The sequence below is a fragment of the Roseinatronobacter sp. NSM genome (assembly GCF_052379845.1).
In the GTDB taxonomy this organism is placed as follows: domain Bacteria; phylum Pseudomonadota; class Alphaproteobacteria; order Rhodobacterales; family Rhodobacteraceae; genus Roseinatronobacter.
The window spans coordinates 102,320-125,177 of the sequence record NZ_JBQTCF010000008.1; the positions used below are offsets into that span (position 1 = coordinate 102,320).

Here is a 22,858-nt window from a genome sequence, read left to right on the forward strand (position 1 = left end):
AAAGCCCCGGTCAATCCCGAATGCTGAAGAATTCCCCATGCGCCACAGACTGGCCCGCGATGCGCACGGGTTCCCGCGCGCCTTCTGGCAGCACAAGCCGTAGCTTTTCGGGCGCGAACGCCGACTGACCCGTCAAAGTCACCGAAAGTCCCAACCCCGCACCCTCGCGCGACAGGTCAAACCGCGTGACGCAATGATTGCCCGTCAGCGCATCGGCATTGTCGCCGCCATCATCATAGCATTCCGAGGCATATACGCCGCCCTCGGGCGCAGGGAATACCGCCGCCACGCTGGCACCACCGCCCGACCCCGCGCCGTGCTGCGCCATGGGCAAAACCGCGCCCGCGCGCACAAACAGCGGGATGCTGTCCAGCGTCACCGCAAGGTCCAGCCATTGGCCGCCCGCGTGCCATGTGCCTGCGTGGAAATCCCACCAGCCGGTCGCGTTGCGCGGCAGGTAGACAGGGCGCGTCTGCGCGCCCTGCCTGACCACATTGGCCACCAGCAGATCGCGCCCCAGCATGAAATCATCTGTATCGGCCAGGCATTCGGCGTCATCCTCATGGTCAAGGAATGTGGGCCGCAGCATGGGTTCGCCCGTCGTCACGGCCTGCCACAGGCAGGTATACAGATAGGGCAGCAACTGATAGCGCAGCGCCATGGCATCGCGGATCAGCGGCAACATGTCGGCATGCGTCCAGGGTTCGGTCACCGACCCGTCATCATTCCAGCTGTGGATCACGAAACGCGGGTGGAAAATGCCGTTCTGCACCCAGCGCAGCAGCAATTCCCCGTCCGGCTGCGGACCGGCAAACCCGCCCACATCATGCCCGATATTGGAAATGCCCGACAGGGCCAGCCCCAGCCCCATGCGGATATTCCAGCGCAGGCTGTCCCAACTGGTGCGGTTGTCGCCGGTCCATGTCTGCGCATGGCGTTGCAACCCCGCACAGCCCGCCCGCGTAATCAAATAGGGGCGTTTGTCCGGCGCATGCGCCTTTTGCGCGGCCTCGGATGCCTGGGTCATCAGCAGCGCATGCAAGGGCCGGATCAGCCCCATATCGATGGGCGCGCCGAAGCCGTGGCATTGCGCGTGATGGTCCCAAACCTCAAATTCGTTATTGTCGTTCCATGTGCTGTCAAGGCCCATGTCCAGCAGCGCAGTTGTGACATTGCCCTGCCACCAGTCCAGCGTGTCGGGGTTGGTGAAATCCAGATGCGACCCTTTTGCATCCCAGAACATCGACAATTCCGGCGCGCCAGTGTCGCTGTCACGAATGAACAACCCCTGCCCTGCCGCTTCCGCATAGCGGGGGTGGTCCTGCAACAGGCAGGGTTTGATATTGGCGATGATGTGAATGCCTGCATCCGCATAAGCGCGCGCAAACCCCGCAATATCGGGGAATTTGTCGGTGTTCCAGTTGAACACATAGCGCTTGCCATCAATTGACGTGTAGCCCGACGACAGATGAAAACTGTCACAAGGTATGTCATGGCTGCGCAGCGCATCCAGAAAGCCCAGCATCTGCGCCTGTGCATCGGGGGCATCGGTATAGGCCATGGTCGACCCTGAATACCCCAACGACCAGCGCGGCGGGAACGCCATGCCGCCTGTCAGATATTGCTGCGCCTTGACCAGCGCCAGCATGTCGGGCGCCCAGGTGAAGTAATAGTCAAGATCGCCATCTTCCGCGCGGAAGCTTCGGTAAGGGGCGTGGTAATTGTCCAGTTCATTCCCAAGGTCGAACCAGCACCCTGCCAGCGTGTCATAAAACAGGCTGAAACTGCCCGCATCCGGCGTGCGCGTCAGGGTGAAGGGGATGTGTTTGTAAAGCGGGTCAGTCGTTTGCGCGTCATAGCCCATGGCGTCCAGATTGCGCATCTCATAGCGGCGACCGGTCCGGTCCAATGGCCCCGCCTTCTCGCCCAGCCCGAAGACATGTTCGCGTCGGTCGCGGGCCATGAAATGGGCGTTTCGGTGGTCGCGCCGCCCCAGCATATAGGCCCCTGTCGGGCGGTCCTGCGCCACATCGCGCCATTGTCCGCCAATCATGGCCTGCCAGCAAATATGCAAGGGCGTGCGGATGATGGCGCGCAGGCTGTCGGTGGCGATGGTCAGCATGCCATCGCCTTGCACCACGTCCACAGGCGGGCAGGAAAACCCGTCACGCGCATCGCGCGCGCGCCCGTCGCGCGGCAGCGGCCCCTCGGGGGCCACGGTCCAGCTGCGCGCCAGCCGCCATTGCCCATCCTTGCGCAGGCGGACACGAAACTGCGCTTGTTCCAATGCCTCTATGCTCAGGGTGTGCTGGCCTTCGACCTGCAAGGTCACGGAACAGTCATCGCGCGACAACAGGTTCCAGTTTTCCAGTGTTTTCATTTGGTTAGTACCCCAATAGCAGGCGTGGCAGGAACAGGCTGATTTCGGGCACAAAGGTGACCAGCAGCACAATCGCAATCAACACGGCGTAGAAGGGCATCATCGGGCGCAGCACCTTGGCAATGGACACCCCGCTGATGGAACAGCCCACAAACAGCGCCGACCCCACCGGCGGCGTGCAAATGCCCACGCACAGGTTTATGGTCATGATGATCCCGAAATGCACCGGATCAATGCCCAGATCATTCATGATCGGCATGAAGATGGGCGTGAAAATCAACAGCGCGGGCGTCATGTCCATGAAGGTGCCGATCACCAACAAGACAATCACAACAACCAGCAAAATCATATAGGGGTTGTCGGTCAGCCCCAGCATGAAGCTGGAGATCGCGCCGGGAATGCCCCCAAACGCCATGACCCGCGACATGGCAATCGAACAGCCGATCATCAGCAGCACAATTGACGTGGTAACCGCAGACTCGATCAGGATTTTGGGCAGGTCGCGCACCCGGATTTCGCGATACCACACCAGCGCCAGCAGCAACGCATAGGCCACCGCAATGGCCGAAGCCTCGGTCGCGGTGAAAATGCCGCCGACAATCCCGCCCATGATGATGACAATCAGCCCCAGCGGCAGAATTGCATCGCGCGCGGCAACCAAAGCTTCGGTCATGGTGGGTCTGGGCGCAACCGGATAGCCGCGTTTTTTCGAAATGATGCCGGCCACCACCATCAGCGACAGTCCCATCAGAATACCGGGCAGGTAGCCTGCCAGAAACAGGGCCGCAATAGACGTGCCGCCGGTGATCAGCGAATAGACAATCAGCGTCGTGCTGGGCGGAATCAACAACCCGGTCGGGCAGGATGCCACATTGGCGGCTGTGGTAAATGCAGGGTCATAGCCTTCGCGCTTTTGCACGGGCGCCATGACACCGCCCACCGCCGCAGCAGACGCCACGGCTGAACCCGAAATGGACCCGAACAGCATGTTGGCAATGATATTCACATGCACCAGCGCGCCCGGCAACCGCCCGCCCAGAACCTTCGCCAACTCAATCAACCGCCGCGCAATGCCGCCACGGTTCATGATATTGCCCGCAAGAATGAACAGCGGAATAGCCAGCAGCGTGAAACTGTCCAGCCCGGACGCCATTTGTTGCGCGACAATGAACATGGACTGGTCGAACCCCATGAACAACAGGAATGTCAGCGCCGCCGCAATCCCGATGGCAAAGGCAATCGGCACGCCAATCAGCATCATCAGCCCGAAGGACCCGAACAGAACGAAAATGGCGGTGGTCATGGCTGCACCTCTAGCTGGGATTCTGTTCGGCCGACCAGCACATCATCGGGGTCGCGCCACAGGCGGTGCAGGAAATGCCCGCAATAAAACAAGATCACCGCACCCGAAAACGGAATGGCCCCGTAGACATAGCCCATGGGCAGCCGCAGGGTGGGCGTGATCTGTCCTGACGCAAGGGTGCGGCTTGTCAGCGACCAGCCCCCCTTGATCATGACCAGAATCGCAAAACCCGCCACAAGGGCCAGAATCACCACATTGACGATCTGGCGCATGCGGCTGGGCAGCAGCATGGGCACAATGTCGATGGCCAGATGTTTGGCTTGCCCAAACGTATAGGCCCCGCCGATCAACGCCAGCCACATGAACAACAGCCGCGCAAATTCCCCCGTAACTGTGCTGGGGGCCTGCAGGACGTAGCGGGAAAAGACCTGCCAGACGATGCTGGCAACAATGATTGCAAATATCACCACAATGATGGATTCCAGCAATCTGTCGACAAGGCGTTTCATTTCCGTCCCTCCCTGTGGCGAAATTTACGCATATCAGCGTGGCGCCGTTGCCGGACCATACCACCAATGTCAGACCTTCTGACAAGATCCTGCAAATTGGTCAACCAATTTATGAAATGGGTTGACTAATGCATGTTTTGGTCGTCATCTTGGTGACCAGAGGGCACATGAACCCATGCGCCCCCTTCGCACGACCACCACACCACACCATCGGGAGGAAGACACCATGGCCCAATTCACACGCACCATCGCGCTTGCTACAACCGCAAGTCTGGCGCTTGGCGCAGCGGCAAATGCACAAACACTGCTGCGGCTGAACCATAACAACCCCGCCGACCACCCCACGCATATCAGCATGGAATTCATGGGCGAGCGGTTTGCCGAACTGACCGACAATGCCTACCGCATTCAGGTTTTCCCCAACGCACAGCTTGGCACGCAGCGCGAATCAATGGAACTGGTGCAGAACTGCGCGCTGGAGATGGCGCGCTCCAACGCCGCCGAACTGGAAGCGTTTGAACCCCTGTACAGCGCGATCAACCTGCCCTTCATTTTTGAAAGCGAAGACCATTTCTTCGAAGTTATCGACGGTGACGTGGGCCAGACAATCCTGAACGCATCGGCGGACAAGGGCTTTCTGGGGGTGTCCTTCCTGACCGAAGGCGCGCGGTCCTTCTATGGTGACCGCCCCATCAACAGCCCCGCTGATCTGGCTGGGGTGAATGTGCGCGTGCAACCCAGTCCGTCGGCCATTCGCATGGTGGAACTTCTGGGCGGCAACCCCACCCCCATTGACTGGGGCGAATTGTATAGCGCCTTGCAACAGGGTGTTGTCAACATGGCCGAAAACAACCCCACCGCGTTGACCACCGCGCGCCATGGCGAAGTTGCCGACTATTTCTCGCTGAATGAGCACACGATCATCCCCTCGGTTGTGGTGATTTCCAGCTGCGCATGGGACGCCATGTCCGAAGAACATCAGCAGGCCTTGCGCACCGCCGCACTTGAATCGCAAGCCTTCCACCGCGAAAGCTGGGATGCGATTGCGCAGGCATCGCTTGAAACTGCACAGGCCGAAATGGGTGTGACCATCAACACCGTGGAAAAAGGCCCCTTCATTGAAGCCGTGCTGCCCATGCATGAAGAAGTGGCTGCGCAATCGCCTGAACTGGCTGCGCTGATCGACAGCATCAAGGCACTGGCCAACTAAGGCACTTTCGGAAAGCGCCTGAGGCGGTCTGGGCAGTTCAGCGAAACGCCAGGCCGCTTCAGGCTCATGACAAAAGGTTTCGGGGGGTAACCGGCATGCTGGAACGTTCAACCATCGGAGAGAATGCGCTTCAGGCCCTGCATGATGAAGATTATGCAGCGCCCTTTGACACGCGCACCCTGACATATAAGGGGCTTCTTTTCACGGGTGGACGTGCCGCGCAATCGCTGGATGGGGACTGGAATTTCTGCGTGGACCTGCTGGATACAGGTCTGCGCCAGAAATGGTTTTCCATGCAGCCTGCCGCCCCCGAAACCCGCACCGAACCGTGGGATTATGACCCCTATATGGGCGAAACGGTCCGCGTGCCCGCCAATTGGCAAATGCTTAAGGAAAAATGGTATTTCTATGAAGGCAGCGCTTGGTATACCCGCGCGCTGGACCACAGCCCCCGCGCGGGGCGGCGCCAGATCCTGCGCATCGGGGCGGCGCAATATGACTGCAAGGTGTTTGTAAACGGCAAGTTTCTGGGCAACCACATGGGCGGGTCCACCCCGTTTTGTGTGGAGTTGACCGATGAGTTGCGCGACGGGCGCAACTGGCTGATGCTGTGTGTCAACAACACCCGCACACCGGACCGCGTGCCCATGCGCAACACCGACTGGTTCAACTATGGCGGCATATACCGCGAAACCCAGCTGTTCGACCTGCCCGCCGCGTTTATCCGTGACATGGGCCTGCGCCTTGGCGCGGATGGCGCGTCAATCGCGGTTGATCTGGAAATTGACGGCGCGGATAGTGGCGAGGTGCACTTCTCCATTCCCGAATTGGGCGTGGATCAGGCGATTCCTGTCACCGATGGGCAGGCCAGCGCAGTCATTCCCGCGCAACCCGAATTATGGTCGCCCGACACGCCCAAACTGTATGAAGTTCACGCCCGTTTCGGGGGTGACACGGTGACTGACCGCGTGGGGTTTCGCACCATCACCCGGCGCGGCACTGATATTTTGCTGAATGGCAAACCCGTCTGGCTGCGCGGCATTTCCGTTCACGAAGATGACCTGACCCTTGGCAAGGTCACCACCGAGGAAGATTTGCGCGCCCGCTTCCAGCACGCCAAGGAACTGGGCTGCAATTTCCTGCGGCTGGCGCATTACCCCCACCATGAACGCGCCGCCCAGCTTGCGGATGAGTTGGGCTTCATGCTGTGGCAGGAAATTCCGGTGTATTGGGCCATCGCCTTTGACAACCCCGCAACCTATGCCGATGCGGAAAACCAGCTTCTGGAACTGATCCGGCGCGACCGCAACCGCGCCAGCGTCGTCATATGGTCTATTGGCAATGAAAACCCCGACACGGATGCGCGCCTGTCCTTCATGCGCGCCTTGGCCGATGCCGCACGCCGCGCTGATGGCACCCGCCTGATTGCCGCCGCCTGCCTGATAAACCACACCCGCAACCGCATAGAGGACCGTCTGGCGGAATATCTGGACGTGATCGGTATCAATGAATATTACGGATGGTATGACGAAAATATTACAGACCTGATCGAAATTGGCCGCAATTCGGCCCCTGACAGGCCCGTGGTCATTTCGGAAACAGGCGCAGATGGCGCAATCGGCAATGGGGCACCTGCAACGGGGCTGTTCAGTGAAGCTTATATGACACAGGTATACCGCCAGCAAATCGAGATTCTGCGCGATCTGGACTATGTCAAAGGCATGTCCCCATGGATTTTGTATGATTTCCGCGTTGAACGGCGCCAGAACATTTTTCAGAACGGGTTTAACAAAAAGGGCCTGATTGCTGCGGACAAACGCACCAAAAAAGCGGCTTTCGGGGTGCTGGCGGCATTCTACCATGCGCGCGCCAAGGGGGAAATCTGATGGCGCGGGCGACAAAACGCTATCAGGAAGTGGCCGAAGGATTGCGCGCGCTGATCGTGCAGGGCGGCTACAGCCCTGGTGACCGCATCCTGACCGAACGCCAGATCGCCGAGCAATTGCAGGTCGGGCGTTCTGCGGCGCGCGAAGCAATCCTGTTGATGGAAATCGAAGGCATGCTGGAAGTGCGCAAGGGTTCGGGCATTTACCTGAAGGCCATGGACAGCACCCCCCCCAAGGGCGATGCCAATGACATTGGCCCGTTTGAGTTGATTCAGGCGCGGCAGTTGCTGGAAAGCGCTGTGGCGGGGCTTGCGGCGTCCACAGTGACCAAGGCCGACATTATACGCATGCGCGACGCGCTGGACCTGGAACGCAGCAGTATTGCCAGCGGCGCACAGGATTATTCGGGCGATGAATTGTTCCACCGCCTGATTGCCGAAGCGACACAGAACAGTGTTCTGGTCGACACTGTAAACGAGCTGTGGGAAAAGCGCGAAGGAAGCCGCATGTGGGCGCGCCTGCATGACCGTATTTTCGTGACCGATTACCGCTTGCGCTGGTTGGATGACCACAGCGCCATTCTGGCCGCCCTGCAACGCCGCGACCCCGAAGCGGCCAGAAGTGCCATGTGGCAGCATCTGGAAAACGTGCGCGTGACCCTGATGGACCTGTCAGATGACGAAGACCCCGGCTTTGACGGATACCTGTTCGATTCGCGCGAAGTGTCGAAAGTGTTTCGCTGACTGGTTTTGACCCAGAGGATACCTGAATATGGACTATACTTGGCGTTGGTTTGGCCCGGACGACCCTGTTTCGCTTGCGGATGTGCGGCAGGCGGGCGCAACCGGAATTGTGACCGCCCTTCATCAGATACCCAATGGTGTGCTGTGGCCTGTCAGCGCCATCATGGACCGCAAGGCCATGATTGACGCCGCCGGTTTGCGCTGGCAGGTTGTCGAAAGCATTCCCGTTCCCGAGGCGATCAAGCTGGGCCATGACGGCTGGCAGGAATTGGCGGACATATGGGCCGCATCAGCGCTGAACCTGGCGCAATGCGGAATCACGACGATCTGTTACAATTTCATGCCGGTTCTGGACTGGACGCGCACGCGCCTGCGCCATGTCATGGATGACGGGGCCGAATGCCTGCGTTTTGACCGTGTTGATCTGGCGGTTTTTGATCTGTTCATTTTGCAACGCGACGGGGCGGGTGCGGATTACAACGCCCAAACCCGCACCGAGGCGGAACGCCGCTTCGCCCTTATGGATGAAGACGCGCGCGCCGCGTTGTCGGATACTATCATTGCCGGGCTGCCCGGGTCCGAGGAAAGCTACACACTGGATGCTTTTCGTGCCCATATCGACCAGTATCAACGTATTAGCGCCCCGCAATTGCGCCAGCATTTGCACCAGTTCCTGAACCGCGTCATCCCCCAGCTTGCGGGCGCAGGCGTCCGGCTGGCCATTCACCCCGATGACCCGCCCCGTGCCTTGTTCGGGTTGCCGCGTGTCGTGTCCACATGCGATGATCTGGACGCCATTGCGCAAATGCACCCCGATGCGGCAAATGGGTTCACCTTCTGCGCCGGGTCATTGGGCGTGCGGCCAGACAATGACCTGCCCGCGATGTTGCGCAAACATGGCGCGCGGGTCTATTTCCTGCACCTGCGCAACACCCTGCGCGACCCGGTATCGCACCTAAGCGATGGTCTGGAAGGCGAGAGTTTTCAGGAAGCGGCCCATCTTGGGGGCGATACCGACATGGTGGCCCTTGTGGCCGAAGTGCTGCGACTGGAAGCCGCGCGCGGCGCCGCCCTGCCCTTCCGGCCCGACCATGGCCACGCATTGCAAAGTGACCTGCGCAGCGATTATCGCCCCGGATATTCCGCAGTTGGCCGCCTGCGCGGCATGGCCGAAATTCGCGGCATTGAACACGCGCTGCGCTGGTCGGGCGCGTCATAGCATCCGCGCAAGCGTGGCCGCTATTATGGAAATGCCTTGATGGCGCGGTGCCCTGTCACCGCGCCATCTGCATATTGGCATACGGGCCGCAGACAGCACATTCTGAAACTGCCGCGCGCCGGTGATCCCTGAAATGATGTATTGTTGCGCGTGATTGGCCGCAGAAGGATGAAAATTTCAGCGCAGTTCAAAAATTTTACCAATTGATAAATTTTTTAAGCCGTGCTTTCCTGTTGTGGCACCAGAACGTCATTCTGCCAGCCACAAGGGGCCAGCCAATGTCACATAGCATCACAACTTCCGGAATCGTCGCCGGCAGGTTGCATCCCGAAGATTACGCGCAGCATTTCGACGACCTTTACCCCGATCTTGACGCCCATGAAGCCATGGTTGCCGCCGACAGGTGCTATTTCTGCCATGACGCGCCCTGCATCACGGCCTGCCCTACGGAAATCGACATTCCGCTGTTTATTCGCCAGATACAGGCAGGCCAGCCGCAGGCGGCGGCGCGCACCATCTTTGACCAGAATATCCTTGGCGGCATGTGCGCGCGCGTCTGCCCGACCGAGACATTGTGCGAAGGGGCTTGTGTGCGCGAAGCCGCCGAGGGCAAGCCTGTCGAAATTGGCCGTTTGCAACGCTACGCCACGGACACGTTGATTGCGAAGCATTCCCACCCCTATACGCGTGCAACCCCAACTGGAAAACGCCTGGCCGTTGTCGGTGCTGGCCCGGCGGGGCTGGCCTGCGCGCACCGGCTGGCGATGCACGGCCATGACGTGATCATTTATGACCGGCGCGAAAAGCCGGGCGGGCTGAATGAATACGGCATCGCCGCCTATAAGGCGGCGCACGGGTTTGCACAGGCCGAAGTGGACTGGTTGCTGCAAATTGGTGGAATCACATTGCGGCAGGGCTGGACACTGGGCCGCGATGGCACCTTGGCGGATTTGCAGGAAACCCATGATGCGGTGTTTCTGGGTATCGGCCTTGCTGGTGTCAACGCGCTGGGACTGGACGGTGAAGACATACCAACCGCCCGCGATGCGGTGGATTTCATTTCCGAGTTGCGCCAGACAGATGACCTGTCAACCCTGCCCATCGGGCGGCATGTCGTGGTCATCGGCGGCGGCATGACGGCGGTGGATGCGGCAGTCCAATCGCGCCTGTTGGGGGCTGAACATGTGACCATGGTCTACCGGCGCGGGCGCGATGCGATGGGCGCATCGGATTATGAATTGAACCACGCTGCCAATGAGGGCGTGAAGATCATCACCAACGCCATGCCGATTGCGATTCATGCCAATGGCACCCTGCGCGAAATTGAATTCGCCTATACCCATGCAGGCGAAACCGGGCTGGAACCCACGGGCGAAACATTCCGCCTGCGGGCCGACCAGCTGTTCAAGGCCATCGGGCAAAAACTGGATGCTGCGCCCGACGGTCTGACGCTGGACAAACGCAAGATCGGCGCCGACGCAGCCGGCCGCACATCGCGCCCCGGTGTCTGGGCCGGGGGGGACTGCACCGGCAGCGGCGAGGATTTGACCGTCACCGCCGTGGCCCAAGGCCGTGACGCGGCCGAGAGCATTCATGCAAGTCTGACGGGGACTGATGCGTAAAAAAAACGCATCCATAAGGAGTTAGCAAAATGGCCAACCTGACCACGAATTTCATCGGCATCAAATCCCCCAACCCCTACTGGCTGGCCTCTGCGCCGCCGACCGACAAGGCGTATAACGTGGAACGCGCGTTCAAGGCCGGTTGGGGCGGGGTGGTCTGGAAAACGCTGGGCTCTGAGGGGCCGCCTGTCGTCAATGTGAACGGCCCGCGTTACGGGGCCATCTGGGGCGCGGACCGCCGCCTTCTGGGCCTGAACAATATTGAACTGATCACTGATCGCCCGCTGGATGTGAACCTGCGCGAAATCAAGCAGGTCAAGCGCAACTGGCCCGACCGCGCGCTTGTGGTGTCGCTGATGGTGCCCTGTGATGAGGACTCGTGGAAAGCGATCCTGAAACATGTTGAAGATACCGAGGCCGACGGGGTAGAGCTGAACTTCGGTTGCCCCCATGGCATGAGTGAACGCGGCATGGGCGCGGCTGTGGGCCAAGTGCCGGAATATATTGAAATGGTCACGCGCTGGGTCAAACAACATTCGCGCATGCCCTGCATTGTCAAACTGACGCCTAATATCGCCGATATCCGCAAACCCGCCGAGGCCGCGAAACGTGGCGGCGCTGATGCGGTGTCGCTGATCAACACCATCAATTCCATCACATCCGTCAATCTGGATACGTTCAGCCCCGAACCCATGATTGACGGCAAGGGCGCGCATGGGGGCTATTGCGGGCCAGCGGTGAAGCCCATTGCGCTGAACATGGTTGCCGAAATCGCGCGCAGTGCGGACACCCGCGATCTGCCCATTTCCGGCATTGGCGGCGTGACCACATGGCGCGATGCGGCGGAATTTCTGACCCTTGGTGCGGGCAATGTGCAGGTGTGCACGGCGGCCATGACCTACGGGTTTGGTATCATCAAGGAACTGACGGCGGGCCTGTCGCATTACATGGACCAGAAAGGGTTTACATCAGTTGACCAACTGGTGGGCCGCGCGGTGCCCAATGTGACCGACTGGCAATACCTGAACCTGAATTATGTAACCAAGGCGAAGATCGATCAGGACCTGTGCATTTCCTGCGGGCGGTGCTATGCGGCATGCGAAGACACCTCGCATCAGGCAATTTCCATGTCACCTGACCGCAAGTTCGAGGTGATCGATGCCGAATGCGTGGCCTGCAACCTGTGTATCAATGTCTGCCCTGTGCAGGATTGCATCACCATGGAACAAATGCCCAAGGGCAGCACCGACCCGCGCACAGGTGACACGGTGGGCGATTATGCGAACTGGACAACCCACCCCAACAACCCGATGGCAAAAGCGGCGGAATGATCAGGGCGCAAGAAGGCGGGTGTAAAGATGCTCCAAGAACGCCCCGGCGCCGTCCAATGGATCATGCCCGTCCCCGCGTATCATAGCGATCTGGGGGGCGAAATCGGCATAATGCTGGGTCAGCGCCCAGATCGAAAAGATCAGGTGATAGGGGTCAATGCGCGCAATGCGCCCCCCATCCGCCCATGCCTGCAACAGTCGGGCCTTGTCATCGACAAGCGCGCGCAAGTCGTTTCGGATGAACGGTTCCATCCGCGGCGCACCTTGCAGGATTTCATTGGCGAACAACCGGCTTTCGCGCGGAAAATCCCGCGACATCTGCAGTTTGCGGCGCATATAGGCCATGATTTCGGCCTGCGGGTCCCCGCCTGCATCCAGCATACGCAGCGGGTCCAGCCATGTGTCCAGCAACCGCGTCAGCAATTCGCGGTGAATGGCATCCTTGCTGTCGAAGTAATACAGCAGGTTGGGCTTGGACAACCCCGCCTGCACTGCAATCTGGTCAAGGGTTGCCCCGCGAAACCCATGTGTGGAAAACACCTCCAGCGCGGCATCCAGAATAATCTGGCGGTTGCGCCGTTGAATGCGCGACCGTGGCGGCGTTTTGGCGCTGCCGGATTTTTCAGCGGGCGTTGGTCGGGGCGCGGACATGGGCGGATAAGCTTCTTGACTGATTGGTCAAACTTGATAGCGTCCCATTGGCTCAGGCGCAAGCGATGCAAACATGCGACAGGCACTGATCGCTTGCCAACGGGACAACCAACACCAAAACAAACCGCCATCAAGGCAGCACACGCAGGGAGCCGCGCATGACCGCACCAGCCGCCAATATGAAAATCAACGCGGAACGCCTTTGGGACAGCCTGATGGAAATGGCGCAAATCGGCCCCGGCATTGCAGGCGGCAACAACCGCCAGACGGTCACCGATGAAGATGGCGAAGCGCGCCATCTGTTCCAGCGCTGGTGCATCGACGCAGGCGGCACCATGGGCGTGGATGACATGGGCACCATGTTCGCGCGGTTTGAAGGGACGGACCCTGACGCCCTGCCCGTCTATGTTGGCAGCCATCTGGACACCCAGCCCACAGGCGGCAAATATGACGGCGTGCTGGGCGTGCTGGCCGGGCTGGAGGTTGTCCGCACCATGCGCGATCTGGGCATCAAGACCCGCCGCCCCATTGTGGTGACCAACTGGACCAATGAAGAAGGCACACGTTTCGCGCCTGCCATGCTGGCATCAGGCGTGTTCGCGGGCGTGCTGGACCGCGACTGGGCTTACGCGCGCACCGACGCGCAGGGCAAACGCTTCGGGGATGAGTTGGAACGCATCGGCTGGAAAGGCCCCGAGCCTGTGGGCGCGCGCAAGATGCACAGCTTTTTCGAGTTGCACATCGAACAAGGCCCGATACTGGAGGCCGAGGGCAAACAAGTGGGCATTGTCACTCATGGCCAGGGCTTGCGCTGGGTTGAATGCACCGTCACCGGCAAGGGCCAGCACACGGGATCAACCCCCATGTATATGCGCCGCAATGCGGGCCGCGGGCTGGCACGGGTGACCGAACTGGTCCATGAAATCGCCCTGAAGCACCAGCCCAACGCCGTTGGTGCCATCGGGCAGATTGATGTCTACCCCAATTCGCGCAACATCATCCCCGAAAAGGTGGTGTTCACTATCGATTTCCGGTCCCATGTGCTGGACACGCTGGACGCGATGGTGGCCGAACTCAACGCCCGCGCACCGGGCCTGTGCGCAGATATCGGGGTGAAATTCTCCTCCGAACTCGTGGGGTTTTTCGACCCGCCTGCCTTTGATGAAACGCTTGTGGGCCGCGTGCGCGATGCGGCTGAACGGCTGGGCTATAGTCATATGGACATTATTTCTGGCGCAGGGCATGACGCATGCTGGATCAACCGCCTGTACCCCACCACCATGGTCATGTGCCCCTGCGTCGACGGCCTGTCCCATAATGAAGCCGAAGAAATATTCCCCGAATGGGCCGAAGCGGGCGCAAATGTGCTGATGCACGCGGTTCTGGAAACCGCCGAGGTGGTGGGCTAAGCGCCGGCACGCGACACTAACACCCGCAAAATGCGGTCAATGATACGAGGGAGTTTACACCATGAGCACCGTCATCAAGAACGGCACCGTCGTTACCCATGACCTGACCTATAAGGCCGATATCCGCATTGACGGCGGCAAAATCCTTGAAATCGGCCCCAACCTGTCGGGCGATACGGAACTGGACGCCACAGGCGCCTATGTCATGCCCGGCGGCATCGACCCGCATACCCATCTGGAAATGCCCTTCATGGGCACCTATTCCAGCGATGATTTCGAATCCGGCACCCGCGCGGCCCTGTCGGGCGGCACCACAATGGTGATTGATTTCGCGCTGCCCAGCCCCGGTCAGGGCCTGCTGGACGCGCTGAAGATGTGGGACAACAAATCGGGGCGCGCGCATTGCGATTACAGCTATCACATGGCGGTCACATGGTGGTCGCAACAGGTGTTTGATGAAATGCCCGAAGTGGTCGCGCGCGGCATCACCAGCTTCAAGCATTTCCTCGCCTATAAGGGCGCGCTGATGGTCAATGATGACGAATTATTCGCATCCTTCCAGCGCTTGCGCGAATTGGGGGCCATTGCCATGGTCCATGCCGAAAACGGCGATGTGGTGGCCGAACTGTCCGCCCGCCTTCTGGCCGACGGCAATACCGGCCCCGAAGCGCATGCCTATTCCCGCCCCACGCAGGTAGAAGGCGAGGCCACGAACCGCGCCATCATGATTGCCGATATGGCGGGCGTGCCGCTATATGTCGTCCACACATCCTGCGAAGAAGCGCATGAAGCCATTCGCCGCGCGCGGCAGGCAGGCAAACGTGTCTGGGGGGAACCCCTGATCCAGCACCTGACACTGGACGAGTCCGAGTATTTTAACCCCGACTGGGACCATGCCGCGCGCCGCGTCATGTCGCCGCCCTTCCGCAACAAACTGCATCAGGACAGCCTGTGGAACGGTCTGGCCAGCGGCAGCCTGTCGGTCGTGGCAACGGATCATTGCGCCTTCAGCACGGACCAGAAACGCTATGGTGTGGGCGATTTCACCAAAATCCCCAACGGCACCGGCGGGCTGGAAGATCGCATGCCCATGCTGTGGACTTACGGCGTGCGCACGGGGCGGCTGACCATGAATGAATTTGTCGCCGTCACCTCGACCAATGTTGCCAAGATTTTCGGCATGTATCCACGCAAGGGTGCCGTGGCGGTTGGGGCCGATGCCGATCTGGTTGTCTGGGATCCTGAAAAATCGAAAACCATCACCGCCACAGCACAACAATCCGCCATTGATTACAACGTCTTTGAGGGGCACGAAGTCACCGGCCTGCCCCGCTATGTCCTGTCGCGCGGTCGCGTCATGGTGAATGACGGCACCTTTGACGGGCAGGAAGGGCACGGGCAATTTGTCGAACGCTGCCCCAATGGCGCGGTCAATCAGGCCCTGTCGGCATGGAAAGACCTGACCGCCCCCCGCCCTGTCGCGCGCGCCGGCATTCCTGCAACGGGGGTATGATGAAAGACAGCTCTGCAGCGCCGGTCATCTCCGCGCGCGACCTCAGCCTGACCTTCCAGACAGGGGACGGCCCTGTTCACGCCCTCAAGGATGTCACGCTGGACATTGCCAAGGGCGAATTCGTCAGCTTCATCGGGCCTTCAGGGTGCGGCAAGACCACCTTCCTGCGCGTCATCGCCGATCTGGAACACCCCACATCGGGCAGCATAACTGTAAACGGCATGTCGCCCGATGCCGCGCGCCGCGCGCGCGCCTATGGCTATGTGTTTCAGGCAGCGGGCCTTTATCCGTGGCGCACAATTGCGGGCAATATCAAACTGCCGCTGGAAATCATGGGCTATTCCGCGACCGAGCAGAATTCGCGCGTGCAAAAGGTGCTGGATCTGGTGGAACTCTCGGGCTTTGCGCGCAAATTCCCGTGGCAGCTTTCAGGCGGCATGCAACAACGCGCCTCCATCGCGCGCGCGCTGGCGTTTGACGCCGACATCCTGCTGATGGATGAACCCTTCGGCGCCTTGGATGAAATTGTGCGTGACCGCCTGAATGAGCAGCTGCTGGAACTGTGGGCGCGCACCCGGAAAACCATCGGATTTGTCACCCACTCCATCCCCGAAGCCGTGTATCTGTCCACAAAAATTGTGGTCATGTCGCCGCGTCCGGGCCGCATCACCGATATTATCGACAGCCCGCTGCCCCGCGAACGCCCCCTGGATATCCGCGACAGTCCTGAATTCATCGCCATTGCGCACCGTGTGCGTGACGGCCTGCGCGCGGGGCATCTGGATGACTGATCCCCTTTCATTCTGGCTAAAATATCCCGGGGGAGTCGCGCGCCAGCGCGACGGGGGCAGCGCCCCCTGCAACAGGGGGGACCATGCGTAACCTTGTTCCTGTTCTGGCCATCACCGCCGCCCTGATTGCGCTTTGGTATGCCGCCGTCATTCCCATGAACCAGCAATGGGCGCAGGATCAGGCCCGCCGTGCAGGTCAGGATCTGTCCTTCATCGCGCTTGTCACGGACACCATGACCCAACAGCGCCCCCGCCTGCCCGCGCCCCATCAGGTGGCTGCGGAATTGTGGAATTCAACTGTGGTCGAGGAACTGACCGGCAGGCGCGGCATCGTGAACACGGGCAGCCTGTCCAACCGCAGCCTGATCTATCACGGTTGGGTCACGCTGTCGGCCACGCTGTTGGGGTTTGCCATCGGGTCGGTGCTGGGCATATCACTGGCGATTGGCATTGTGCACAACCGCGCGATGGATGCCAGCATCATGCCCTGGGCCATTGCCAGCCAGACCATCCCCATTCTGGCCATTGCGCCTATGATCATTGTGGTCCTGAATGCTGTTGGCATAACAGGGCTGGTCCCGAAGGCCATCATTTCAACCTATCTGTCATTTTTCCCGGTGGTTGTAGGCATGGTCAAAGGCTTGCGCGCACCCGACCATATGCAGCTTGATCTGATGAAAACCTACTACGCCAGCGGGCCGCAAGTGCTGCTGAAACTGCGTCTGCCCTCGTCCATGCCATATCTGTTCACCTCGCTCAAGGTGGCGATTGCCGCAGCGCTTGTCGGTGCCATTGTCGCGGAACTGCCCACGGGCGCAGTTGCGGGGCTTGGCGCGCGGTTGCTGTCGGGCAGTTATTACGGCCAGACCGTGCAAATCTGGTCGGCGCTGTTTGCGGCGGCCATCCTTGCGGCTGGTATGGTGGCGCTGATTGGCATCATCCAGCGTGTGACGCTTAAACGCATGGGAATGGCAGCATGAAGGTTTTGCAAAATACCGGCGGGGTGCAATGGGCGGGCATGATGCTGGCCTTGCTGGTCGCGGTGGGGCTGGGGGGAACAGGCAGCCTGCCCTTTGGGGCAGTGATCGCTGTTCTAGCCGCTGGACTGATTTTTTTGGTGCCCGGTGCGCGGTTGATCTGGCTTATAATTGCGCTGATTGCAGCCTGCCTTGGTGTGGCGGCACTGTCGCTGCTGCCTTTTGCGCAATCCACCCTGCCCTTCTGGGCCATGATCGTGGCAGTCTGGCTGGGGGCGTGGCTTCTGGTTGCGCTGGTTGCAGAACGTCCGCGCCTGACCGGCCTTGCCGGGCGCGGGCAATCGCTGCTGGCACCGCTTGCGTTTGGCGCGACCCTGTTGTGGTTATGGGAAGCAGTGGTGCGCGCATTGGACGTGCCGCGCGTCATCCTGCCTGCGCCATCCCTGATCTGGGACAGGGTGATCCGGTCCACAGATATTTTATGGGTGGATTTTGTGCAAACCTTCGTCAAGGGCGCGCTGTCGGGCTTTGCCATAGGGGTGGGGGCGGCGTTCATCTTCGCGCTGCTGGTGGACAGGTCCGATTTCCTGCGCCGGGGCCTGCTGCCGGTGGGAAATTTTCTGGCGGCGCTGCCCATCATTGGCACTGCGCCCATCATGGTCATGTGGTTCGGGTTCGACTGGCCATCCAAGGCGGCGGTTGTCGTGGCGATGGTGTTTTTTCCCATGCTGGTCAACACGGTGCAGGGGCTGGCCGCAACGGATGCGATGCAACGCGACCTGATGCGCACCTATAATGCAAGCTGGGGTCAGGCGTTGCTGAAGCTGCGCCTGCCTGCGGCCATGCCGTTTATCTTCAACGGGCTTAAGATAGCGTCGACACTGGCCCTGATCGGGGCGATTGTTGCCGAATTTTTCGGCTCTCCCACGCGTGGAATGGGCTTTCGCATCTCAACCGAGGTGGGACGGTTGCAACTGGACATGGTCTGGGCAGAAATTGCCGTAGCAGCCCTCGCGGGGTCGCTGTTTTACGGTATTCTTGCGCTTGCGGAACGCGGGGTCACTTTCTGGCACCCGTCACAACGCAAGCGTTAACACCTGCGCCCCAGCCATGGGCCAGGCAACACGGAGATGATAAAAATGAAAAAGGCAATTTACGGGTCGGTCGCGGCCCTTGGTCTGGGACTGGCACCAGCGGCATGGGCGCTGGATGATGTGACCCTGCAATTGAAATGGGTCACCCAAGCGCAGTTTGGTGGCTATTATGTAGCGCTGGAAAACGGCTTTTATGAAAAAGAAGGGCTGAACGTCACCATCCGCGCGGGCGGGCCGGATATTGCACCGCCCCAGGTGATTGCGGGTGGTGGCGCGGATGTGATTGTTGAATGGATGCCTGCCGCACTGGCCGCGCGTGAAAACGGCCTGCCACTGGTCAACATCGCGCAACCCTTCAAGTCATCAGGCATGATGCTGACCTGTCTGGCCGAAACCGGCGTGACCGGCCCAGACGATTTTGCCGGCCGCACCCTTGGTGTGTGGTTCTTTGGCAATGAATACCCGTTCCTGAGCTGGATGAGCACGCTTGGCATTTCCACTGATGGCGGCCCGGATGGCGTTGAAGTGCTGCGTCAGGGTTTCAACGTGGACCCGCTGCTGCAACGTCAGGCCGATTGCATCAGCACCATGACCTATAATGAATACTGGCAGGTCATTGATGCGGGCATCAGCGAGGAAGAGCTGGTCACCTTCAAATATGAAGATCAGGGCGTCGCCACACTGGAAGACGGGCTGTATGTTCTTGAAAGCAATCTGGAAGACCCCGCATTCGTCGACAAGATGGCACGTTTCGTGCGCGCCTCCATGCGGGGTTGGGAATGGGCCGCCGAGAATGTCGAGGAAGCGGCCATGATTGTGCTGGAATATGATGATACCGGCGCACAGACCGAAGAACACCAGATCCGCATGATGGGTGAAGTTGCCCTGCTGATTGAAGGGTCTAACGGCACGCTGGACATGGATGATTACGCGCGCACTGTTGCAACGCTGTTGGGTGGCGGGTCTGATCCTGTCATCACGGCTGAACCTGTCGGGGCGACGACAACCGCCGTCACGGACGCGGCGTTCAACTAAGGCATTGCCCGTCCGGGGGTGATGCCGGGCGCGTCAGGAATTTTCGGGGTGGGGCGCAACATCTGGTTGCTTGCGCCCCACCCCATTGCATTTTCCCCACAATAAGCCGCATATGCCCCCCGGACATGTTGGGGAATTGGCGGCAAGGGATGCGATTTGAAAGGAATGAATTGCATCTGTTAAGGAAAAATGGAAGAAATCCGCCAGACCCGATCTTTGGGGCAGTTCCGCCAGCGTATCGGTTGCAGTGCAAACACAGCTAACAATGCGCTACCGGTGAACGCGGCACCAACCGCTGAAAGACGTCAGATGTTTCTTAGGCATAACTTGCGCTGGCTTTCGGCCGGATTTCTGCTGACATTTGTTTCCGCCTTCGGGCAGACATGGTTCATTTCGCTGTTTGCTGGCGCGATCAAGGCGGAACATGGCCTGACAGATGGCAGTTGGGGCAGTCTTTATACCATCGCCACGTTGAGTGCGGCAGCGCTGATGTTCTGGCGAGGCTCTTTGGCGGATACCATCGCGCTGTCGCGCCTTGCCCCGGCTGTTACAGGTCTTTTTGCGCTTGCGGCCTTGGGCATGGCGCTGGCGCAATCTGTGTGGGTTTTGGGTATTGCGTTGTTCCTGCTGCGGTTTTGCGGGCAAGGCATGTTCAGTCATATGGCCATGACCGCGATGGGGCGCTGGTTTGATGCGCAGCGCGGCAAGGCCGTATCGATTGCCAATCTGGGCCATCCGGCCGGCGAAGTCATCGTTCCCGTGCTGACAGTTCTGGGGATTGCAGTTATGGGCTGGCGGCTGTCATGGGCCGGTGTGGCACTGGTGCTGGTGTTGGCGGTTGCGCCGTTGATCTGGGTTTTGCTGCGCAATGACCGAACACCCAGCGGCCAGGGGCAGGGAAAACTGACAACAGGATTGCGCGGGCGACACTGGACCAGACAGGCCGCCGCGCGCCATTGGCTGTTGCCTGCGCTACTGCCGGTGCTGCTGACGCCGGGGTTCATTGGGACTGTGGTGTTCTTTCATCAGGTCCATATCTCCGAGGTGAAGGGCTGGACGCTGACCGCCATGGCCCCCGGGTATTCCGCATTCGCAACCACAACTGTGGTCGCCGCATTTCTGGCGGGATGGGCCGCCGACAGGTTTGGGGCGCAACGTTTGCTGACAGTGCTGTTATTGCCTATGGGAATCGGGGTGGCGCTGATTGGTCCAGTGGAACAGGTGGCGGGCTGGTATGTCGCGCTTGGTTTCATTGGCATGACACAGGGGACCGCCAGCGCGTTATGGGGCGTGTTGCTGCCCTTGGCCTATGGCACCAGACATCTGGGGGCCATCCGGTCACTGGCGACCACCATCATCGTCATTTCAACTGCCATAGGGCCGGGCATTACAGGGGTTTTGATCGACCGCGGCATAGAGTTTCCCGCCCAAAGCCTTGTCATGGGGGGGTGGTGCATCCTGCTGATGATCGGGTGCATCATGATTGACCGCCATCTGACGCGGGAACTGAAGGCAGATGATCCACAGCCCGACATGTTGCGCTGAAAACGCGTGCTGGGGCTGTGTCGCGCAATACGCGTTAGAGCATGTCGTGCAAAAATGGGACCCGGTTTTGCGCTAAAAGACCTGCGACACCATAAGGTTAGTGTGGGTCGCGTGAATGCGAATGAACGCGGGCACGCGCTAGGCGTTGTGGCGAAAGAACTGCGGGTGCCGGTCCTTCAGGGTGTGCCCGATAACAAAGGATTGTGACAAATGGCGGCGCATCGCCTCGCGCGCGGCAACAGCATCGCTGCGGGCAAGCGCATCAGTTATTGCGGCGTGGTCGTCCAGAATTTGGACGCCCTTGCCATGCATGGGCAGGTGCAATGCGCGGATGCGGTCGATATGGCCGCTTTCGCGCCGGATGAAGTGAAACAGCGTGTCATGCCCGCTGGTGGCGAATAAATGCTGGTGAAACGCCAGATCAAGCTGCCGGAAACCCGCCAGATCCTGTTGCGCAAGGCAGGCGCGCTGCAAATCAAGCATATGCCGAAGGTGATCAATCAAGGCGGGGTCATACGCTTGCGCCAGGTCTTCCACGATGGTTTGTTCAACACTGCTGCGCAGAAAATGGATTTGGGTTGCATGGTGCAGGTCGATCAGGGCAACGCGGGTTCGGGCCTGCGCGCGAATATCGACCAGCCCTTCTTCCTTCAGGCGCAAAAAGGCATCCCGCAAGGGTGTGGCGCTGATCTGATAGTGTTGCATCAACTGGCTGCGCGCCAGCACTGTTCCGGGTGCCAGTTCCAGCGATAAAATGCGCGCCCGCAAACTGCCCAGAACATCAAGACCGGCATCATGATTTGCAGATTGCAGCACGCCAATTCCCCCAAATATGCAAGACAGATATATTAGTGTTCCACTATGGGGGAACTGGCAAATATTTCAAGCGCGATCCGCCCCCGTCGCCATGGGCTGGCTGTCGGTTTCGAACAATTCGGGGCGGGTCAGAAGGATTTGTTCCATGAACCTGACCGATCCTGACACATGGGCGCGCACCAGTTCTTCGGCCCCAAGCCGCGACTGGCGGGCAATGGCGTCAAGAATCGCCTCGTGCTGGCGCGTCAGGGTTTCAAGTTTGCTGCGCTGCGCCGCTTTCAGAAAGCGGATGCGATCAAGATGCGCCTTTTTGGCGTGGATCACCTGCCACACACCGCCCAAGTCCGCCAGTTCGAACAGGGATTGGTGGAACCTGTCATCCAGCGGCATGTAAACCGCATAGGAATTTTGCTGCGCTGCCAGTTTTTGGTCCAGCAAAACGGCATTTGGCACAGTCAAATCAAGGCCGGGCGTGTCGCACAGGCGCTGAACAACTGGAATTTCCAGATTGACGCGCAAAAAATGCGCCTGCCGGACAGCGTTCGGGCTGATGCCGGACACAAACGTGCCATGCTGGGGCGCGATGGTCACAAGCCCGTGTTCGGCCAGCCGCAACAAGGCTTCGCGCAGGGGGGTGCGGCTTACCTCGAATCGGTCGCACAAGTCCTTTTCGTTAAGAACTTCTTTCGGGGGCAGGTCCAGTGTGACAATCAGCTTGCGCAACGCGTCATATATTTCACTGGCCCGCGACTTTTTGCGTGGCTGGACGTGCATTTGGAAGAAAATCCCGTTTTACATGAACGTAATAACATTCAGGCGCGGTT

19 protein-coding genes are annotated in these 22,858 nt (G+C 59.8%); 13 read left to right on the forward strand and 6 right to left on the reverse strand.

The genetic code is table 11. The features are described from left to right. Positions 1-10: 10 nt before the first annotated feature. From ACTZWY_RS06400 to ACTZWY_RS06410, 3 genes are read right to left on the reverse strand one after another with little or no spacing between them, the layout of a single operon-like run. Positions 11-2,380, reverse strand: a complete 2,370-nt coding sequence (locus ACTZWY_RS06400; RefSeq protein WP_444789864.1) for a glycoside hydrolase family 31 protein — start codon at positions 2,378-2,380, stop codon at positions 11-13. Between the two features lie 4 nt (positions 2,381-2,384). Then, positions 2,385-3,683, reverse strand: coding sequence for a TRAP transporter large permease (locus ACTZWY_RS06405; protein WP_444789865.1), 1,299 nt, complete (start codon positions 3,681-3,683; stop codon positions 2,385-2,387). Further along, positions 3,680-4,192, reverse strand: a complete 513-nt coding sequence (locus ACTZWY_RS06410) for a TRAP transporter small permease (protein ID WP_444789866.1) — start codon at positions 4,190-4,192, stop codon at positions 3,680-3,682. Before ACTZWY_RS06410 ends, ACTZWY_RS06405 begins: the two co-directional genes overlap by 4 nt. A gap of 226 nt (positions 4,193-4,418) precedes the next feature. On the opposite strand from ACTZWY_RS06410, the gene ACTZWY_RS06415 reads away from it, so the two are divergent. The 6 genes from ACTZWY_RS06415 (at position 4,419) to preA (ending at position 12,203) form a co-directional block, all read left to right on the forward strand. Further along, a complete protein-coding gene (locus tag ACTZWY_RS06415) occupies positions 4,419-5,402 on the forward strand; it encodes a TRAP transporter substrate-binding protein (RefSeq protein ID WP_444789867.1) in 984 nt (327 codons plus the stop codon). A gap of 95 nt (positions 5,403-5,497) precedes the next feature. Then, complete coding sequence (locus tag ACTZWY_RS06420) at positions 5,498-7,288, forward strand: glycoside hydrolase family 2 protein (RefSeq protein WP_444789868.1); 1,791 nt, start codon at positions 5,498-5,500, stop codon at positions 7,286-7,288. Further along, positions 7,288-8,031: an FCD domain-containing protein gene (locus ACTZWY_RS06425; RefSeq protein WP_444789869.1), complete on the forward strand. Its 744-nt coding sequence runs from the start codon at positions 7,288-7,290 to the stop codon at positions 8,029-8,031. The genes ACTZWY_RS06420 and ACTZWY_RS06425 overlap by 1 nt, the downstream gene beginning before the upstream one ends. 28 nt (positions 8,032-8,059) lie before the next feature. After that, positions 8,060-9,250, forward strand: a complete 1,191-nt coding sequence (gene uxuA, locus ACTZWY_RS06430) for a mannonate dehydratase (protein WP_444789870.1) — start codon at positions 8,060-8,062, stop codon at positions 9,248-9,250. 278 nt (positions 9,251-9,528) lie between these two features. Beyond that, positions 9,529-10,872 (forward strand): NAD(P)-dependent oxidoreductase, encoded by a 1,344-nt coding sequence (locus tag ACTZWY_RS06435; protein WP_444789871.1) that lies wholly within the window; start codon positions 9,529-9,531, stop codon positions 10,870-10,872. A 29-nt stretch (positions 10,873-10,901) separates the two neighbouring features. After that, positions 10,902-12,203: an NAD-dependent dihydropyrimidine dehydrogenase subunit PreA gene (gene preA, locus ACTZWY_RS06440; RefSeq protein WP_444789872.1), complete on the forward strand. Its 1,302-nt coding sequence runs from the start codon at positions 10,902-10,904 to the stop codon at positions 12,201-12,203. On the opposite strand, the gene ACTZWY_RS06445 is transcribed toward preA, so the two are convergent. Then, the gene (locus ACTZWY_RS06445; protein WP_444789873.1) at positions 12,204-12,854 is read right to left on the reverse strand and encodes a TetR family transcriptional regulator C-terminal domain-containing protein; all 651 of its coding nucleotides are present in this window, start codon (positions 12,852-12,854) and stop codon (positions 12,204-12,206) included. 158 nt (positions 12,855-13,012) lie between these two features. Between ACTZWY_RS06445 and ACTZWY_RS06450 the strand changes: the two genes are divergently transcribed. The 7 genes from ACTZWY_RS06450 (at position 13,013) to ACTZWY_RS06480 (ending at position 21,218) form a co-directional block, all read left to right on the forward strand. Then, the gene (locus tag ACTZWY_RS06450) at positions 13,013-14,263 is read left to right on the forward strand and encodes a Zn-dependent hydrolase (protein ID WP_444789874.1); all 1,251 of its coding nucleotides are present in this window, start codon (positions 13,013-13,015) and stop codon (positions 14,261-14,263) included. Between the two features lie 61 nt (positions 14,264-14,324). Then, positions 14,325-15,776, forward strand: coding sequence for a dihydropyrimidinase (gene hydA, locus ACTZWY_RS06455; protein WP_444789875.1), 1,452 nt, complete (start codon positions 14,325-14,327; stop codon positions 15,774-15,776). Then, a complete protein-coding gene (locus ACTZWY_RS06460; protein ID WP_444789876.1) occupies positions 15,776-16,567 on the forward strand; it encodes an ABC transporter ATP-binding protein in 792 nt (263 codons plus the stop codon). The genes hydA and ACTZWY_RS06460 overlap by 1 nt, the downstream gene beginning before the upstream one ends. Before the next feature lie 83 nt (positions 16,568-16,650). Then, positions 16,651-17,547, forward strand: coding sequence for an ABC transporter permease (locus ACTZWY_RS06465; RefSeq protein WP_444789877.1), 897 nt, complete (start codon positions 16,651-16,653; stop codon positions 17,545-17,547). A gap of 248 nt (positions 17,548-17,795) precedes the next feature. Further along, complete coding sequence (locus ACTZWY_RS06470) at positions 17,796-18,638, forward strand: ABC transporter permease (RefSeq protein WP_444789891.1); 843 nt, start codon at positions 17,796-17,798, stop codon at positions 18,636-18,638. Between the two features lie 45 nt (positions 18,639-18,683). After that, complete coding sequence (locus ACTZWY_RS06475) at positions 18,684-19,673, forward strand: ABC transporter substrate-binding protein (RefSeq protein ID WP_444789878.1); 990 nt, start codon at positions 18,684-18,686, stop codon at positions 19,671-19,673. 309 nt (positions 19,674-19,982) lie between these two features. After that, positions 19,983-21,218, forward strand: a complete 1,236-nt coding sequence (locus ACTZWY_RS06480) for an MFS transporter (protein ID WP_444789879.1) — start codon at positions 19,983-19,985, stop codon at positions 21,216-21,218. Positions 21,219-21,356: 138 nt separating this feature from the next. Here ACTZWY_RS06480 and ACTZWY_RS06485 read toward each other — a convergent pair whose 3' ends face one another. Next, positions 21,357-22,034: a GntR family transcriptional regulator gene (locus ACTZWY_RS06485; protein WP_444789880.1), complete on the reverse strand. Its 678-nt coding sequence runs from the start codon at positions 22,032-22,034 to the stop codon at positions 21,357-21,359. Between the two features lie 66 nt (positions 22,035-22,100). Continuing rightward, positions 22,101-22,808: a GntR family transcriptional regulator gene (locus tag ACTZWY_RS06490; protein ID WP_444789881.1), complete on the reverse strand. Its 708-nt coding sequence runs from the start codon at positions 22,806-22,808 to the stop codon at positions 22,101-22,103. Between the last annotated feature and the right edge of the window lie 50 nt (positions 22,809-22,858).